Source organism: Segetibacter sp. (assembly GCF_025963695.1).
GTDB lineage: Bacteria > Bacteroidota > Bacteroidia > Chitinophagales > Chitinophagaceae > Segetibacter.
Map to the genome: position 1 here is coordinate 27,411 of NZ_JAOQAH010000036.1, position 15,525 is coordinate 42,935.

16 protein-coding genes are annotated in these 15,525 nt (G+C 39.3%); 10 read left to right on the top strand and 6 right to left on the bottom strand.

Annotated elements, in window-relative coordinates:
- The first annotated feature begins 104 nt into the window (after positions 1 to 104).
- The 3 genes from JWR87_RS06375 (at position 105) to JWR87_RS06385 (ending at position 1,659) form a co-directional block, all read left to right on the top strand.
- Positions 105 to 671, top strand: coding sequence for a DUF4230 domain-containing protein (locus tag JWR87_RS06375; RefSeq protein WP_297817076.1), 567 nt, complete (start codon positions 105 to 107; stop codon positions 669 to 671).
- An 80-nt stretch (positions 672 to 751) separates the two neighbouring features.
- A complete protein-coding gene (locus JWR87_RS06380; RefSeq protein WP_297817079.1) occupies positions 752 to 1,291 on the top strand; it encodes a DUF4230 domain-containing protein in 540 nt (179 codons plus the stop codon).
- A gap of 143 nt (positions 1,292 to 1,434) precedes the next feature.
- Positions 1,435 to 1,659 (top strand): hypothetical protein, encoded by a 225-nt coding sequence (locus tag JWR87_RS06385; RefSeq protein WP_297817082.1) that lies wholly within the window; start codon positions 1,435 to 1,437, stop codon positions 1,657 to 1,659.
- 66 nt (positions 1,660 to 1,725) lie between these two features.
- On the opposite strand, the gene JWR87_RS06390 is transcribed toward JWR87_RS06385, so the two are convergent.
- Positions 1,726 to 1,974: a hypothetical protein gene (locus tag JWR87_RS06390; protein WP_297817084.1), complete on the bottom strand. Its 249-nt coding sequence runs from the start codon at positions 1,972 to 1,974 to the stop codon at positions 1,726 to 1,728.
- 25 nt (positions 1,975 to 1,999) lie between these two features.
- Positions 2,000 to 2,614, bottom strand: coding sequence for an HAD family phosphatase (locus JWR87_RS06395; protein WP_297817087.1), 615 nt, complete (start codon positions 2,612 to 2,614; stop codon positions 2,000 to 2,002).
- Between the two features lie 327 nt (positions 2,615 to 2,941).
- Here JWR87_RS06395 and truB point away from each other — a divergent pair, with 327 nt between their 5' ends.
- Positions 2,942 to 3,649: a tRNA pseudouridine(55) synthase TruB gene (gene truB / locus JWR87_RS06400; RefSeq protein WP_297817090.1), complete on the top strand. Its 708-nt coding sequence runs from the start codon at positions 2,942 to 2,944 to the stop codon at positions 3,647 to 3,649.
- Here truB and JWR87_RS06405 read toward each other — a convergent pair.
- Positions 3,626 to 5,992: a BamA/TamA family outer membrane protein gene (locus JWR87_RS06405; protein ID WP_297817094.1), complete on the bottom strand. Its 2,367-nt coding sequence runs from the start codon at positions 5,990 to 5,992 to the stop codon at positions 3,626 to 3,628. The two genes, truB and JWR87_RS06405, sit on opposite strands and share 24 nt — an antisense overlap.
- 18 nt (positions 5,993 to 6,010) lie before the next feature.
- Here JWR87_RS06405 and JWR87_RS06410 point away from each other — a divergent pair, with 18 nt between their 5' ends.
- Positions 6,011 to 6,748: an RNA methyltransferase gene (locus JWR87_RS06410; protein ID WP_297817097.1), complete on the top strand. Its 738-nt coding sequence runs from the start codon at positions 6,011 to 6,013 to the stop codon at positions 6,746 to 6,748.
- 287 nt (positions 6,749 to 7,035) lie between these two features.
- Here JWR87_RS06410 and JWR87_RS06415 read toward each other — a convergent pair whose 3' ends face one another.
- Both JWR87_RS06415 and JWR87_RS06420 read right to left on the bottom strand, forming a co-directional pair.
- The gene (locus tag JWR87_RS06415; RefSeq protein ID WP_297817100.1) at positions 7,036 to 7,509 is read right to left on the bottom strand and encodes a hypothetical protein; all 474 of its coding nucleotides are present in this window, start codon (positions 7,507 to 7,509) and stop codon (positions 7,036 to 7,038) included.
- Positions 7,510 to 7,689: 180 nt separating this feature from the next.
- Positions 7,690 to 8,928: an ABC transporter permease gene (locus JWR87_RS06420; protein WP_297817103.1), complete on the bottom strand. Its 1,239-nt coding sequence runs from the start codon at positions 8,926 to 8,928 to the stop codon at positions 7,690 to 7,692.
- A gap of 100 nt (positions 8,929 to 9,028) precedes the next feature.
- Here JWR87_RS06420 and JWR87_RS06425 point away from each other — a divergent pair, with 100 nt between their 5' ends.
- Both JWR87_RS06425 and JWR87_RS06430 read left to right on the top strand, forming a co-directional pair.
- A complete protein-coding gene (locus JWR87_RS06425) occupies positions 9,029 to 10,312 on the top strand; it encodes a DUF5103 domain-containing protein (RefSeq protein ID WP_297817107.1) in 1,284 nt (427 codons plus the stop codon).
- Positions 10,313 to 10,314: 2 nt separating this feature from the next.
- On the top strand, positions 10,315 to 10,716 hold the full coding sequence (locus tag JWR87_RS06430; RefSeq protein WP_297817109.1) for a hypothetical protein: 402 nt from the start codon (positions 10,315 to 10,317) through the stop codon (positions 10,714 to 10,716).
- A gap of 127 nt (positions 10,717 to 10,843) precedes the next feature.
- Here JWR87_RS06430 and JWR87_RS06435 read toward each other — a convergent pair whose 3' ends face one another.
- Positions 10,844 to 11,422, bottom strand: coding sequence for a class I SAM-dependent methyltransferase (locus JWR87_RS06435; protein ID WP_297817112.1), 579 nt, complete (start codon positions 11,420 to 11,422; stop codon positions 10,844 to 10,846).
- 545 nt (positions 11,423 to 11,967) lie between these two features.
- On the opposite strand from JWR87_RS06435, the gene JWR87_RS06440 reads away from it, so the two are divergent.
- The 3 genes from JWR87_RS06440 to JWR87_RS06450 all read left to right on the top strand — a co-directional run bounded on the left by JWR87_RS06440 (position 11,968) and on the right by JWR87_RS06450 (position 15,124).
- Positions 11,968 to 12,591, top strand: a complete 624-nt coding sequence (locus JWR87_RS06440; RefSeq protein ID WP_297817115.1) for an OmpH family outer membrane protein — start codon at positions 11,968 to 11,970, stop codon at positions 12,589 to 12,591.
- A 68-nt stretch (positions 12,592 to 12,659) separates the two neighbouring features.
- On the top strand, positions 12,660 to 14,129 hold the full coding sequence (locus JWR87_RS06445; RefSeq protein WP_297817118.1) for an amino acid permease: 1,470 nt from the start codon (positions 12,660 to 12,662) through the stop codon (positions 14,127 to 14,129).
- Between the two features lie 2 nt (positions 14,130 to 14,131).
- Positions 14,132 to 15,124 carry a PfkB family carbohydrate kinase gene (locus JWR87_RS06450; RefSeq protein ID WP_297817121.1) on the top strand — a complete coding sequence of 331 codons (993 nt, stop codon included), beginning with the start codon at positions 14,132 to 14,134 and terminating at the stop codon, positions 15,122 to 15,124.
- The last annotated feature ends 401 nt before the right edge of the window (positions 15,125 to 15,525 follow it).

The following is a 15,525-nucleotide window of genomic DNA, read 5'->3' on the forward strand; positions in this document are numbered from 1 at the left end:
TTGAAAAAAGCCGCACTAAGTTGTATAGACGAACGAAATGCGACGCAAGAATGACGCTCAGAAAAACAAATGCCGGTAACAAAAAATAAGCACTTATTTAAAATATGCAAAAACTGATCGTTATAATCTTCCTGCTTTTCTTTTCGTGTGGCAAAAAAAATAATGCAGAAGAAAAGCCAGGCATTCTTACGTTAAGAGAAATGAGTGACCTGGCAACGGTTGAATATACAGTAACCAAAGTGATTAAAGCAAGTGACAATAAAACATGGTTTAAAGTAGGCGACAGAAAAATTTTAATGAGCTGTGAAGCGCACATAAAGGCTGGCATTGACATGAGTGCAATTAATAAAAACAGCTTTACAATAACAGATAAAAATATTGAAGTGTTGTTGCCGGCTCCTAAAATTATAAGTGTAAGCCTACCGGCTGAAGGTATAAAGATGGAATATGAAGAGACGGGGATATTTAGAGACAAGTTTAAATCGCAGGACCGTGATGCACTGGCGAGACAGGCCGAACAGCAAATAAGAAACAGCATTGACTCGTTAGGAATACTAAACCAGGCTAAAGTAAATACCTCAATGTTTGTAACAAATTTTTTAAAAAGACTAGGCTATCAAAACATAAGCATTACCTATAATGGAAGCCTGCGTCAAAATAATATGCAATGAGAAAGGCGGCCAGCATTGTTACCAAAATTATTTTTGCATTTGTTTGTTACTGGTTCCTTACGAGGGTCGTTATACCTTATATGAAAACTATTTTTACTTCGAAAGAAATAAGCATAGATCAAACGCCGATTCTTATAAAGGAGATAAAGTCAATAGGGCAACTCATTACTTATACTTCATTTAACGAGGTGGTTGCAGACACTACCATTAAGACAAAAGGCTCTGCATTTGTAAACACGTTTAACAGGTTTACACCTGTGCCCATACTTCCGTCTGCCGACAAACAACTGGTTATAATAGGGCGAGGAAAAATTTTAGCGGGCATTAATCTCTCTTTATTGACAGACTCTGGTGTCACTGTAAAAAACGATTCGGTTTGGGTTGATTTACCTGCGGTTCAGATTTTAGATGCTATCCTAAACCCTTCAGACTTTGAGACTTTTGTAGAAAAAGGAGAATGGTCAAATAATGAAGTAATACTTGTAAAAGCCAAGGCAAGAAGAAAAATGATAGCGCACGCAATACAGCAAAATATATTACCCAAGGCCGATGCAAAGGCTAAAATGATCATGGAAAATTTTCTTCACAATATGGGATATAAACATGTGGAGGTGTTTTAATAGAATGGGTAAATTTATTAGTTGAGTCCCCATCTTTAATCAACATCGTTGTGTCACTCACTTTTACTTATATAACTTTTCAATCTTTGTTTGCAAGTATGTAATTGGCACAATTCTTAACATATGTATAAGAAATGGGAACAATGACAGTTGAACAATTCAACAATTTAGACGAGGAGCAAAAAAAAGCAGCCATATTTGACGCAAAAAAAGTTAGCGAAAGGTTTGATAGGAAAGTGATAAAATACGAGCTTTTTCAAATTGACAACTTTTTTGTAGAAACAAAAACAAGCCTGCAGCACAAGTTTAAAAGAGTAATTGCAACATTTACTTCGAAAGAAGTTCCTATTGTTTATGCAGTAATGTGAAAGTGTATTATCATAAGTAGTTTGTTGGCTTTCCCCATTGCTTCGTTGTCTCGTCCCGGTCGATTTTTAGTTTTCTTCAAGAGAATAAATAATAAAGTCTCTTTCAACTGCGCCTGTTTTGTCTAATATTTCTTGAACAACCTGTACATTAAGTATTAGTAATTTAACAACCTGCCATATCTCACGAATCAATTTCCCCCCTCCTACACCTGCAGAGGCTTCAAACAAAAAAAGAGGGCTGCATAGAAATACTACCCTGTTTTTTATACATATTTTAATAAAAAACCACTTGTGTAGATGCTGTAGCAGAAGCATAGTTTGCAACTGCAACAAGCACTTATTAAATTTTGTCAATTCTTATCCATTTCATTCCTGCTGCCTCGGCGGCTTTAACGCCTGGATCGCCATCTTCAAATACGACACATGCTCCAGGTTCAACACCTAATTTTTCTGCGGCCATTAAAAAAGGATCGGGGCTTGGTTTTCCTTTTTCGTAATCTTCTGCACATATCATAACATCAACCATTGTGTCAATTCCTAGTACTTCCAATGTTTTCTGAATCATTCTTCGCGGACTGCCTGACACTACACCAATTTTGTATTTTCCTACGCTTGCTTTTAAGTGGTTCACTACGTAAGCAATAGGTTTGGTTTGCGGTATAAATTCTTTGTAAAACAAATCCGACTTCGATAGCTCAAATGTCTGTGGATTGAAATCGCTGTTGTATCTCTTATTTATTTCCTCAACCACTTCGGGGATCGGGTATCCTGCTAATTCGTCCACTATTTCAGGGTCAATTTGTACCCCACCCTGCGAGGCTACCTTTACATAGGTTTTTTTATGATCCTCCATATTGTCTGCAAGGGTTCCGTCGCAGTCGTATAAGAAAGCTTTATATTCTCCCCTCGTAAGCTCTGTTAATGTTCTATACTTGTCGTTACTGACATTTTCCATAGTTAATATAATTTTTTATTTAGAAGCTTCATTCAACTTTTACGCCGAAAGCACATTGAAGAGAGTAAGAGAAAAACTGAAAAAATAAAAACACTACTTATTTAAAATGAAAACTTACTTAAAGAGTGTTTGCTGAGCTTTATTGTGCAGTACCAAGTGTGCGACGCAACGAGAGACTAACAGAAATACTTATGCCGGTACAAAAAATATCTACCAATAATTACAAAAATGCTTTTCAGTTCTTTTTAATCCTACAGGCAATTCTTCTTATTAGCATGCTGTATTTGCTTTTCGAAGCAAGCAAGATTTACATTTGCCAAAAAAGCATTGCAAAAAGAATTGAATAAATATGAAGTTGGACAGGTTATATTGATAGACAAACCGCTTGACTGGACGTCGTTTGATGTAGTCAGAAAAATACGGTCTCTCATAAAAATAAAGAAAGTAGGACATGCAGGCACACTAGATCCATTAGCAACAGGGTTGCTGATTGTATGCACAGGCAAGTTTACCAAGAAGATAAATGAGTATATGGGGATGGAAAAAGAGTACACGGGTACTTTTACCCTGGGTGCAGTTACACCAACCTTTGACCTTGAAAGCGAGCCGGTAGAGATAAAAGATTTAGGTAACATTACTGAGGAACAACTACATATTACAACTGCTCTTTTTACAGGTGAAATACAACAGGTGCCTCCCATACACTCTGCTATAAAACAAGGCGGAAAGCCTGTGTACCTGATGGCACGAAAGGGGATGGATGTAGTAATGGAGCCACGAAAAGTTACTATAAAAAGTTTTACGATAGAGAAAATAGACTTACCTGTCGTGCACTTTAAAGTAGTTTGCTCAACTGGTACGTATATAAGGAGCCTGGCCCAGGACTATGGACAACAATTAGGTTGCGGAGCCTATCTCAGCAGCCTGAGGCGGACAAGAATTGGAAATTACCTGGCAGCAGATGCGCAAACAATGGAAGCATTTGTGCAACAGGAAAAAAGAGAGTCTTCTTTAGAAGGGCAACCCAATTCCTAACTGAATAGCAAAGTTATTTCGCTTAAGCTCTCTACCGTTGATGTACTTTATATATTCACGGTTTCTCCATTCAAAGTCGCGAATGCTCATCCAGCCGTTATTGCTACGCCTTGCCGGGTCTTTAACCTTGTAAGCAAAGTCGAAGCGCACCAGGAAATAATTGAAATCGAAGCGCAGACCAGTTCCTGCTGCAATGGCTATGTCGCGCCAAAAGCGGTCGAGAGTAAGTTTACTTTGAGGGTTTTCTACAATGTTTTTTAGATTCCAAATATTTCCAACATCGGCAAAAAAGGCACTATTTAATTTTACACCCCCGATAGTGGTTATCGGAAAACGATATTCAAAATCAGCTTCGAGCTGTATATCTCCAAAGCGGTCACGAAAGCCGGTAGAAGTATCGCTTGATAAAGACGAACCCAAACCGAGCTGGCGCAACCCCCACGCCCGCATACTGTTAGGACCGCCTGCCGCAAACTGCTTGAAAAAAGGCAGCGATTGGCCAATAATAGAGTCGTTGCTATAGTTGTATCCTATACCGCCAAAAACGCGATAAGCAAAAGACGTCTTACGCCACTGTTTTACCTGGCTAAACTCACTTTCGAACTTAAGGTATTGATAAATCTTATTTCTTAAACCAACAAATCGGCCCATTAGTCCGCCTGCTTCCTCCGCTGAAATTCGTAGGTTATTAGTAACATTTGGGTGACGCGGATTGGTGAACGTAATGCTGTAAGTAATATTTTGGCTAACTACATAACCTGTATTGAAGGCGGTTTTAAGAAAGGGATTTTTTTCGAATGCTGCCAATAACCCTGACAGTGTATCAAGACTATACAACTCTACATTTATGGGGCGATAAAGCCAAACATGATTGTTCTTTTTCCACTCGTAACCCCACGATGCAACGGCAGAACGTAAACGAAAAAAGTTTCTTCTGTCAGTATAAGAAGCATTTAGGTTTATTACTGTTTTATAGTCATCCAACCTTTTTACGTTATTTATTCTGAACGGTGTTATAAAACGAGGGATACTATAGGTTTGCGAAATACTTGCCTGGATTGTTTGCAGCACAGCAGTGTCAGTAAATCCTAATTCAACTCCCGCCCTTATGTTAGTGCTTGCCTGGATAGCCCTTTTCCATATATTACGATTACGAAGTGTAAGCACATTGGTAATACCAAGCAAGTTGCTCGAATAAATGCTTCCGCTATTGCGGCTCACCTCAAAATCGTATCCAAAAGAATATTTTGAAGCAGGTGTAAGAAAGAAATGAAAGTCGAGAATATTGGCCGAATCGCGTCGGGGAATTGCGCGTACATCTACCTGGTTCCATGGCCCTAGCTGAGAAAAAGCATTAATGGTCTTATAATAACTTTCTTCATTATAAATCGTTCCCTCTTTCAGATAAGTATGCTCTCTAAGAGGTCTCATAATAACCATCGGGCTTTCCTGTTTAAGCGTAAACTCTCTTGAACTTGTAACCAGCGGAAAATCTTTATTTATTACCGAGTCTAAAGGCTGATTAATTAAGGTTTGAGGATAGTAATATATTTTGCCCGTGTAATACTTTTTGAAGGCATTTGTATCAGCAGAGACATCGGGCTTGATGGTGATATTGATGGTAGGGTTCTCTTTTCTTTTTGCAATTGATTCAGAAATTTTTCTTGCTTGCTCAAAAGGGTCCAGGGTTACTTCTAACAGTGAAATATCGGTAGTATCCACTTCAGCATAAAGGTTCTCCCTGGTAAATTTATAATACCCGTTTTTTCTGAATAGTGAAACAAGGCGATCTAATTCGCTCGATACAAGCAATTGAGTAAATGGCTTATTCCTGACCAATGCACTCTTATCCCTATTTGCTAAAGCAAGTTGTTGTAGTTCGGGAGTAAATGAGGAGTCATATGCAACCGAATCTATTTTTAAGCTCTTATTGACATTTATATCCATTTGCACCGTTGTTCGGTATTGATCTTCCAGGGTATCAATTATAGGTGCCTGAGGTGTAATAAGTGAATTATAGTAGCCCTGCGCCGTAAGAAATGAATTCATAAACACGATACTTCGATTGATGTCGGCACTATCAAAAACGTTGGGATTTTTTATAACAGTACGAACCCCAAACTGCAATATGCTATTCACTTTTAAACTGTCGTCCCAGTAACTATACAATTCAGTCTGCAAACGATTTTTCTCATCTTTCGAAATCGCGCCAGTAACATTAATCTTATTTTTGAAAACAAAAGGCGTGTTTGCAGGATAGTTTTTTACAACAGTACACGAAGCCAGCAGCGTAATAGCGAGAACAGTAATTAGAAAGTAGGTGGCTGTGCCGTAATGAAACATATTTATTATACAAATGTTATGCTGACGAAAAATGAACTCAAATATATTCAATCTTTATACCACAAAAAACAGAGGGACGAGGATGGATTGTTTATTGCCGAAGGACCGAAGCTTGCTGAAGAGTTACTTAACAGCCGGTTTGAAATAAAACAAGTGTACGCCGTAAAAGAATGGCTGCAAAGAAACCCTGCTGTAAAAGCACCGGTAACAGAAATTTCGCAAACAGAACTTGGCCGGATCAGCGGCCTGCAGGCACCTAACGAAGTAGTTGTAATTGCAAAGCAGTCAATCACAGCGGGCGAGCCGATGCTAAAAGGAAAGCTAACTATAGTGCTTGACGGCATACAGGATCCAGGCAACATGGGAACAATTTTAAGAATTGCAGATTGGTTTGGAATAGACCAAATTATATGCAGCACAGACAGCGTGGATATATATAATCTTAAAGTAGTACAGTCTACGATGGGTAGTATATTACGGGTAAAGTGTTGGTATAAAGATTTGGAAGTGTGGGAACCGGCCGAAGAAATTCCGGTCTTTGGAGCATTGTTAAACGGCACAAATATTTATACTATCAATAAAACAGTTGAAGGGCTGTTGGTAATTGGCAACGAATCAAAAGGTATTCGTGAGCCTATGTTATCAAAAATTACTCACCCGGTTACAATACCACGCACAGGTGAAGCGGAGTCTTTAAATGCTGCAGTAGCTACCGGGATAATTGTTGGTTGCTTGGTAAATCTTCAGCTTAAATAGTTCAAGGGTAATGAAAGGTTTTTTTATGAAAAAAAGCCTCCATGCTGATTGTGAGTTACTCCTTTCTTCTGGTACCAGCGCCAGATTTTTAAAGCGTCATCGTTGCGTCGCAATCCGTTCAACGGCAAATCTTTTTGCAGCTTTGCTTATTCATTTCAAAATAGTTTCCCGGTCACTCAAACACACTACTCTAACATAAAAGGATAATCAACCAAAAATAAAAAGCAACCAAAAAGGTTTTACGATTTCCTTTACTGGTTGCTTTCAATATTCATATTCTAAAGATCCTAGGGCTTTCTATCACTCCCGCTTTTTCCTGTTCCGCTTCCTGATGTGCCGGTACCTTTACCTGAAGTTCCGGCATTTCCTGTTCCGCTTCCAGTGGTTCCGGTTACCGTACCAGTTCCATTTCCGCCAGGTACAGATCCGCTTCCAGTGGTTGATGCACCTGTACCTGTAGTACTTCCGCCCGATGCATTACCGGTTGAGCTTGAGCCAGAAGTAGTACCTGAAGAACCGCCGGCCTCACTACCTAACGGCGTTCCACTGCCTGTAGTTCCGGTTACTGTACCATCGCCAATTCCGGTGCCGCTTCCTGTTGCAGTTTGCCCTGTTGTACTGTCTCCCCCAATACCGGTTTCTGTACCGCTACCCATAGTGGTTGTGGCGGCACTATCACTTGCAGCAGTATTACTTTCAGACCCACCCCCGCACGAGGCTAATGCTATACATACCAGGCTTGCAAAAAACAATTTTTTCATATATAGGTTTTTAGTGATTATTTTAAATACTAAGAATATCTCAATTAGTATATGCTAATTTCTTTCCAAGGTTTTAGAGAAGAAAAAATGAAAAAAGTGAGGAAACTGGTCTTATATGTGTGTAAAAGCTACTTCACAAAAGCTCATGTTTCTCAGTAATCCTTGTATCTTGACCTGACTTTATCTGAATTGTATTGCTTTAACCGGCTGTACACTTTTTACCAATAGGGTTGGCAGTATTAAGGAAAGAAAACAAACGAAGACCGTACCTGCGCAAACTGCGCCCACCTGCCACCAGATTATTTTTACCGGTGCAACAGAGACATAATAGGCCGACTCATTTAAGGTAATTAAACCAGTGTACTGTTGCAACAGGCATAAACCCACACCAAACAAAAAACCCGCTCCTGCGCCTAATAAAGTAATGTAGGTAGCATGTATTAAAAATATTTTTTGAATGGTAATATCAGGGCTGCCAACCGCCTTTAAGATTCCCACCATTCTTGTTCTTTCCAACACAAGTATCAACAAACAGGTAATTAGGTTAATAATAGCAACCACAGCCATTACAATAAAAATTACATCCCGGTTAACATCTTGTATACCCAGCCAATCAAAGATGTTAGGATATACTTCTCTCACAGTCTTACTGGTCCAGTTGATAGGAATAAAAGTACTTTCAAGAATGGTGTTATTAACCGTGTCCATTGTTTTGTAGTTATGCAAAAAAATCTCGTAACCTCCTATCTGATTCCCCTCCCAATTGTTTAAGCGTTGAATTAAGCGAATGTCCCCAATGGCAAAAAGGTTGTCATATTCTTCGATACCTGTTTTATAAATACCACTAACCCGCATTCTTCTGAAGTTACTTTTACCGCCGGTCGCATCTATAAAATGAATTTTAATGCTGTCGTTTACTGCAATCTCCATCTGGTCTGCTATCGCCCTTGAAACTACTATGTCATGACTGTACATACTATCTGCGAAATCGGGCCACTTACCCTCACGCAAAAAATTTTTAAGGTTGGTAAAGTCATAGTTCTTCTCAACACCCTTAAATAATATTCCCTCAATATTTGCCTGCCTTTGAAGCACGGCGCTCTTGGTTGCGAACGCTTGTATCGTTTGCACCTGTGGCAGTTTTTTTAATGCATCTGCGATAGAGTCATTTTTTGCAAGAGGAGATTCTTCTGCCACCAAAGCTTTGTTTGGCTCATACTGTTGCAGCCGGATATGCCCCCAAAAACTAAACACCTTTTGGCTTACTGTTTCCTGGAACCCATTTACAAAAGCGAGTGTAATAATCATAGCGGCAACGCTTACTGCAGTGGCAGTTACAGCGAGGCGAATAATGAAGCGGGAAAATGAATGCTGAGCATTAAATGCAATACGACGGGCTATGAAAACAGCAACATTCAATCGGCATGATTTTAGATAAATGCCAAAACTACATTGATGGCACCAATGCAACAAAATCATTTGGAATGTTGTAGGTTAGAGTCTTCAATTACACTTTTACATGTTGCGATTATTAGCTTTCCTAATTGTATTTAATCTAAACTTTTCTTCTTCTGCACAAATACCCGACGTTACCCTTATGGCTAATGTGCAGGGCATCAAGCTTTATTTGCAGGGCAACCAATTAAGCTATCCTATTATCGGCCTTAATAGTAACGAGTTGCTCGAACTGCATTTTGATGATATGGATGGAAGGGTAAAGAATTATTATTATACTTTCCAGCTTTGTAATGCCGACTGGGGGCCCGTTAATCTTAGCACTTTTGATTACTTAAAAGGCTTTAGCCAAATCCGACTTAATCAATACCGGCTTTCTTCTATATCGCAGCTTAAGTACGTTCACTACCAGGCTGTTCTTCCCGATCGAAATTGCGTGCCTTCCCGCAGTGGCAACTACCTGTTAAAAGTTTTTTTAGATGGAGATACCAGTAAACTTGCCTTCACCCGTCGTGTCTTAGTGTACGAAAAGTTAGCAGAAGTAGGTTCTAAAGTAGTTCAGCCTTTTAATTCTGAAATTTTTAAAACTCACCAAAAAATTGAGTTCCAGGTAAATAAAGGACAGTTGAACGTGGTAAACCCTGTGCAGCAAATAAAGGCTGTGGTGTTGCAAAACTTTAGATGGGACAATGCTAAGTTGAATATCGCGCCAACTTTTATTAGAAACAACATGATGGAGTTTAGTACAGAAAATGATCTTGTTTTTCCTGCCGGGAAAGAATTTCGCTGGGCCGACCTCCGAAGCTTTCATTACCAGAGTGAGCGTGTGGCCAAAGCTGATTTTCAACCTGGTAATATCAATGTTCATTTACAGGTTGATCCTGAAAGAACCCAAATGCGTTATCTTAAGTTTACTGACTACAATGGCTTGTACTTCATTGAGTCAACAGAAGTTTCCAATCCCTGGTGGCAAACCGATTACGCTGCCGTTCATTTTACTTTTATGCCGCAAGGCAATGTTCCCTATCCTAATAAAAAGGTTTTTGTAGTTGGCGAAATGAATAAGTACAACATGAACGACACCAGCGCAATGGAGTACAATGCTACCAAAGGCTTGTACGAAAAAACGTTGTACTTAAAACAAGGCTATTATTCATACACCTATGTAACTAAAGATGCTGCTAATCGTAATAGTGTGGCGTCTGTTGAACAAACGGATGGCAACTACTGGGAGACTGAAAATGATTATACAGTATTAATTTATTACCGTTCTCTTTCCGGACGTCACGATGAGTTAATCGGGATTTCTAATATCAATTCGCTCCAAAGTCGTCGAATCGGATTTTAATTATGAAAAAGCTCACAATTCTTTTGGTTGTTATTATAGCTTCTTTTGCTACTAAAGCTCAAAAGGTAGAAAGTATTTATTTCAACCTGTATGTAGACAGCCTGAAGAAAGGCGTGTATAATTATATAAATGTTGACGGAAAGCTTTCCTCTGGCTCATTTCTTCCTTTAATGGCAGATGAGGTACAGTTCTCCAGCTCGTGCGGTAAATGGGACGGCAATAATCTTATTATTGATAGCGCAAGTAAAGCCGATTCGGTTGTTATAACTGCCGTACTCAAAGCGCGCCCCGAAGTAAAAAAAATGGTTACTATCTACATGAAAAAAATAGACATTATTCCTGTTCTCAAAACGGAAAAAGAATTGCTGGAGGAATGGGAGAAGAAAGGAAAGAAAAAGAATTAGCAATTTTAAGGGTAACTCTATCAATTTGTTTCGCTTGCTCCAACGTTCAGGCCCGCTATTGCCAATACGCTTGTTGGTCCATGGGCTTTTACCTGTCAAATAAAATGTCCGCAAATGAGTCTGTAAATTATTTTTTTACGGCAATGATTATTCCTGTCGCCCAATGTTGTTTTGTTACAATTAAATCACTTCTACTTTCTAAATACTTTACAAAATTGATTGCTTTTTCCTGATGTCCTTCGGGCCAATTAGGTTGAGGAAGCATGTCGTCAACAATGTAAAAGCCCCCTTTATTTATCATTTCTAAAACTTCGTCTAGTAAAAGGTACTTGCCATGCCAGGTGTCTGCAAAAACATAATCAAACTTTTGTTCTAAGTTACTCATTACCCATTCCTCGCCATCTGATTGAATTAAATTCAATCGTTTGTCTTTACCAAGAAATGCGCGAGCAATTTGCAATAGAGTTTCATCGTTGTCAAAAGAAGTTATAGTTGAATCATGATCCATTCCATCAAGAATCCAAGATGTTGAAAGACCTGTTCCTGTACCAAGTTCTAGAAATTTACCTGCCGGCTTTGATGCCGCAAGTGTGCGTAACAAAGAGCAAGTCAAAATGTCGGAAGGCATCGTAAAACCATTTTCCTTTGTCGCTTTGTCTATATCAAAATAAGAGTCTGGAATTGTTTGATTGATTTCGTCTGTCATTGTTTAGTTTTCAAGTAGTCTAAAAATTTTAATGCTTTCTCATGCGGTTGCCCGCAACGCTAAAGCGTTTATAGGTTCAGGCATTGCAAAAAATTTGGTTTATTTAACCGCTAGGGCAAGATATCGTTTACCGGAAAAGACGCCAAAGCTTGCCGCTTGCGAAGCCGAAAGATAAACAATGTGTTCTTTTGTTGTTTCCTTTTAGCGGAAGCTCTTTAATAAAGGTTTCATATTACTATGATTAGTGCCCCAATTACCCCGTACGCAATAATACATAACGGTGTACTCCGAAAGTTTATTTCGCCACCCATTTCCTGCTGATATAATCAATGCTGATATGAAGCAATAAAGGGTATTGCAGAGAACCGAGCTCAATAGAAATTTGCCGTACAAGAGAGTGACACAACAATGCCCCACCACTACCCAAAAGCTGTACTAAAAAACTTTTTTGAGACTTAAAATAGATCGACGAATAGCTGGAAGGTAATGCTTTTTAACACTTTTATTCTCCGCTTTCCTTTTACTTTGCCGGTTCAAATTTTTTTATGAATAGAAATTTTCTCCTTGCCTTTAATGTTGTTTTACTGATTTTAGTAGGTGTGCTGTTTTACCTTCATTTTTCATCTGCTTCAAAAACACACGTGCCCGAAGCCACTAAAGTAATGGCTAATAATGCTTCTAATGCTCCTGCAGGTCCGGCAGGTCCTTTTAAAATTGCTTATTTCGAAATGGATTCAATTGAGAATAATTACGAGTACCTTAAAGAGGTTAAAGACGAATTGAAGGCAAAAGAAAACCAGTTATCGGGCCAACTGAATAGTATGAAGAACCGTTACATGCAAAAAGTGAATAAGTTTCAGCAGGAAGCGCAGACTATGACCCAGGAAAGGCAGGGTGCAATGCAGCAGGAACTGATGCAGGAGCAAAAGATGATTCAAAATAAAGAGCAGGCGATGGGCGGCGATTTACAGGATGAGTCATTTAAAAAAATGCAGGTGGTTAACAAAACCATCGAAGATTTTTTGAAAAATTTTAATAAAGACAAAGGATATTCTTATATACTCGCGGCCCAGCCTGGTACTATATATTTTAAAGACAGCAGTTACGATATTACTATGGAAATGTTGAGAGGTTTAAATGGCAGTTATAAAAAGAAAGATAAAGGGTAACCTTTAAGAATAGTCATTTTCATATCTTCATCCCGCCTCTCCTTTGGTTAGGCGGGATAATTTTTTATATGACTAACACTACTGCTTCGTTTAAACCAACTTTGGGTTTATTAGATGCTACCATGCTTGTAGCTGGCAGCATGATCGGCTCAGGTATCTTTATAGTAAGTGCCGACATTACACGTAATGTAGGCAGTGCTGGCTGGTTGATCTTCGTTTGGGTTATTACCGGTTTTATGACCCTGACTGCTGCATTAAGTTATGGCGAATTGAGTGCCATGTTTCCTAAAGCCGGCGGACAGTATGTTTATTTGAAAGAGGCTTATAACCCCCTTGTTGGGTTCTTATACGGGTGGAGTTTTTTTGCAGTTATTCAGACCGGAACCATTGCTGCTGTCGGTGTCGCCTTTTCAAAGTTTGCCGCCTACCTGCTTCCTGTTCTAAGTGAAAAGAATATACTCTGGCACATACAAACAGGTGTAAACCTGTGCGGTGATCCGAAGTATTTTTCTATCAGCGCTGCACAGCTGGTATCTATTTCTATCATCGTGCTGCTTACCTATATTAATACCAAAGGGGTTAAAAGTGGTAAAATTATTCAAACCCTTTTTACATCGGCTAAGCTTCTTTCTCTTTTTGGATTGATCATATTTGGGTTTCTTTTAGCTGCCAAAAGCGAGATCTGGAATGCCAATTGGGCCAATGCCTGGCAGGCTACAAAAGATCAACTCATTAATTCCTGTAATCCTGGCCAGGGCTTTAGTGTATCTGGCATTACCGGCGCTGCTTTAATGGGTGGCATTGCTGCTGCAATGGTTGGTTCTATTTTTAGCAGCGATGCCTGGAACAACGTAACTTTTATTGCCGGGGAAGTTAAAAATCCTAAACGCAACATTGGACTTAGCTTGTTCCTCGGAACGCTTATCGTTACCGTTATTTATGTAACCGTCAACCTGATGTACATTTCTGTACTTCCGTTAAATGAAATTGCGCATGCTGAAAACGATCGCGTAGCAGTCTCTGCCTCCAATGTCATTTTTGGAAATGCCGGTACCATCATAATTGCCATCATGATTATGATCTCAACCTTCGGTTGCAATAACGGTTTGATACTGGCAGGCGCAAGAGTGTATTATACCATGGCAAAAGATGGTTTGTTTTTTAAGCGAACAGGTGTATTAAATAAAAATGCGGTTCCCGAGCCTGCGCTCTGGCTACAGTGTTTGGTTGCTTCTATACTCTGTTTAAGTGGCAAATACGGCGACCTGCTTGACATGATTTCGTTCGTGGTGGTGCTATTTTACATTCTGACTATAGCAGGTATTTTCATTTTACGTAAAAAACGGCCCGAAGCTGAAAGACCCTATAAAGCTTTTGGTTATCCTGTTTTGCCTGCTATCTATATAATGATGGCTGCCACATTTTGTATCGCCCTCATTATTTATAAACCCGAGTATACGTGGCCCGGGCTCATCATTGTGTTAATAGGTATTCCTATTTATTTCTTTTCTTTGCGGTCTGCTAAAAACCAGATGTAAGCATGCCCGATCTTGAACAGTTGTTCTCCGCGTTTTCTTCAATGAAGGCGGTTATAGTTGGCGATGTAATGTTAGATACTTACTGGTGGGGAAATGTAGAGCGCATATCTCCCGAAGCGCCGGTTCCGGTAGTGGTGTTAGATCAGAAAGAATTGAGAATGGGCGGTGCAGGAAATGTAGCGCTTAATACGGCTTCGTTGGGCGCGTCTACTACCGTCTTTTCAGTTATAGGAAATGATGATGACGGACGTTCACTGGTAAATCTGTTAGAGAAAAATAATATTAATTGCAACCAGATTGTAATAAGCAACGATCGTATTACTACTAACAAAACCCGTGTCATCAGCCGCAACCAGCACATGTTGCGATTAGATGCGGAAATGACCAGAGACATCAACAAGGATGAAGAGGCGGTATTGATAAAAAAGTTCACAGATTTTGTTGAGGCTGAAAATCCGTCGGTAGTAATTTTCGAAGATTATAACAAAGGCGTGCTCACTGCGTCGGGAATAGAGCAAATGATGACTGTTTGTCTAAAAAACAATATTGTTACTACGGTAGATCCCAAACGTAAAAACTTCTTTTCATTCAAAAACGCCACCATTTTTAAACCGAATTTAAAAGAGGTTAAAGATGGTCTCAATGTTTTGCTTGATGATGTGAATGAAGCTTTTTTAAATGATATCCACCTGCAGCTAAAAAACGTTTTACAGCATTCCATTTCATTGATCACCCTTTCTGAAAAAGGCGTTTTTTTTAAAGACGATCATACGTCGAAAATCATTCCTACGCATATAAGATCTATCGCCGATGTAAGTGGAGCCGGCGACACTGTTATAGCAGTTGCTTCCCTTGTATACGCTGCTACAAAAGACATTGCTTTTGCAGCAGCGATGGCAAACATAGCAGGAGGCCTTGTTTGCGAAGAAGTAGGAACCGTTGCAATAAACCGCCAGAAATTGTTTAATGAATGTTGCGATCTCCTCTTTAAATAATGCTATTTCATTTGCTAGTTCTATCATTATTTTTTTCTAATACCAGCAATTGTTTCCATAGCATCGTTCTACCAATGAACACATTTTTACTGTCTTGATTTTTTGTCTTTTTTAGATACCAACTTTTGGTACTATAATAATCATCGTTGCGTCGCAATCCTTTTACCTGCATTGCTGGTGGCAACAAAAAGAGTAAAGTTCGTATTGTTTTTTCTCCTGGACGAGTGTTATAATATTCGCTTCCGACAACAATTATTGCATAAGGAACATCAGCCGGTTGGTGCCAAGCGAAGGCGCAGGCATTCTGAAACCAGCGAAGCAGTTTCAGAAACAAGCGAAGCAGTCCTGTTGCAATAACGAAGCTATGCGGCTTGAGCTATAAATGATTGCCTTTAAAGTTC

Excerpts from the sequence above, each read along its gene's own strand:
- JWR87_RS06440 (WP_297817115.1), top strand. The coding sequence starts at position 11,968 with ATGAATAGAAATTTTCTCCTTGCCTTTAATGTTGTTTTACTGATTTTA.
- JWR87_RS06425 (WP_297817107.1), top strand. The coding sequence starts at position 9,029 with ATGTTGCGATTATTAGCTTTCCTAATTGTATTTAATCTAAACTTTTCT.
- JWR87_RS06450 (WP_297817121.1), top strand. The coding sequence starts at position 14,132 with ATGCCCGATCTTGAACAGTTGTTCTCCGCGTTTTCTTCAATGAAGGCG.
- JWR87_RS06435 (WP_297817112.1), bottom strand. The coding sequence starts at position 11,422 with ATGACAGACGAAATCAATCAAACAATTCCAGACTCTTATTTTGATATA.
- JWR87_RS06390 (WP_297817084.1), bottom strand. The coding sequence starts at position 1,974 with ATGCTTCTGCTACAGCATCTACACAAGTGGTTTTTTATTAAAATATGT.
- JWR87_RS06445 (WP_297817118.1), top strand. The coding sequence starts at position 12,660 with ATGACTAACACTACTGCTTCGTTTAAACCAACTTTGGGTTTATTAGAT.
- JWR87_RS06405 (WP_297817094.1), bottom strand. The coding sequence starts at position 5,992 with ATGTTTCATTACGGCACAGCCACCTACTTTCTAATTACTGTTCTCGCT.
- JWR87_RS06385 (WP_297817082.1), top strand. The coding sequence starts at position 1,435 with ATGACAGTTGAACAATTCAACAATTTAGACGAGGAGCAAAAAAAAGCA.
- JWR87_RS06380 (WP_297817079.1), top strand. The coding sequence starts at position 752 with ATGAAAACTATTTTTACTTCGAAAGAAATAAGCATAGATCAAACGCCG.
- JWR87_RS06430 (WP_297817109.1), top strand. The coding sequence starts at position 10,315 with ATGAAAAAGCTCACAATTCTTTTGGTTGTTATTATAGCTTCTTTTGCT.
- JWR87_RS06375 (WP_297817076.1), top strand. The coding sequence starts at position 105 with ATGCAAAAACTGATCGTTATAATCTTCCTGCTTTTCTTTTCGTGTGGC.
- JWR87_RS06410 (WP_297817097.1), top strand. The coding sequence starts at position 6,011 with ATGCTGACGAAAAATGAACTCAAATATATTCAATCTTTATACCACAAA.
- JWR87_RS06395 (WP_297817087.1), bottom strand. The coding sequence starts at position 2,614 with ATGGAAAATGTCAGTAACGACAAGTATAGAACATTAACAGAGCTTACG.
- JWR87_RS06415 (WP_297817100.1), bottom strand. The coding sequence starts at position 7,509 with ATGAAAAAATTGTTTTTTGCAAGCCTGGTATGTATAGCATTAGCCTCG.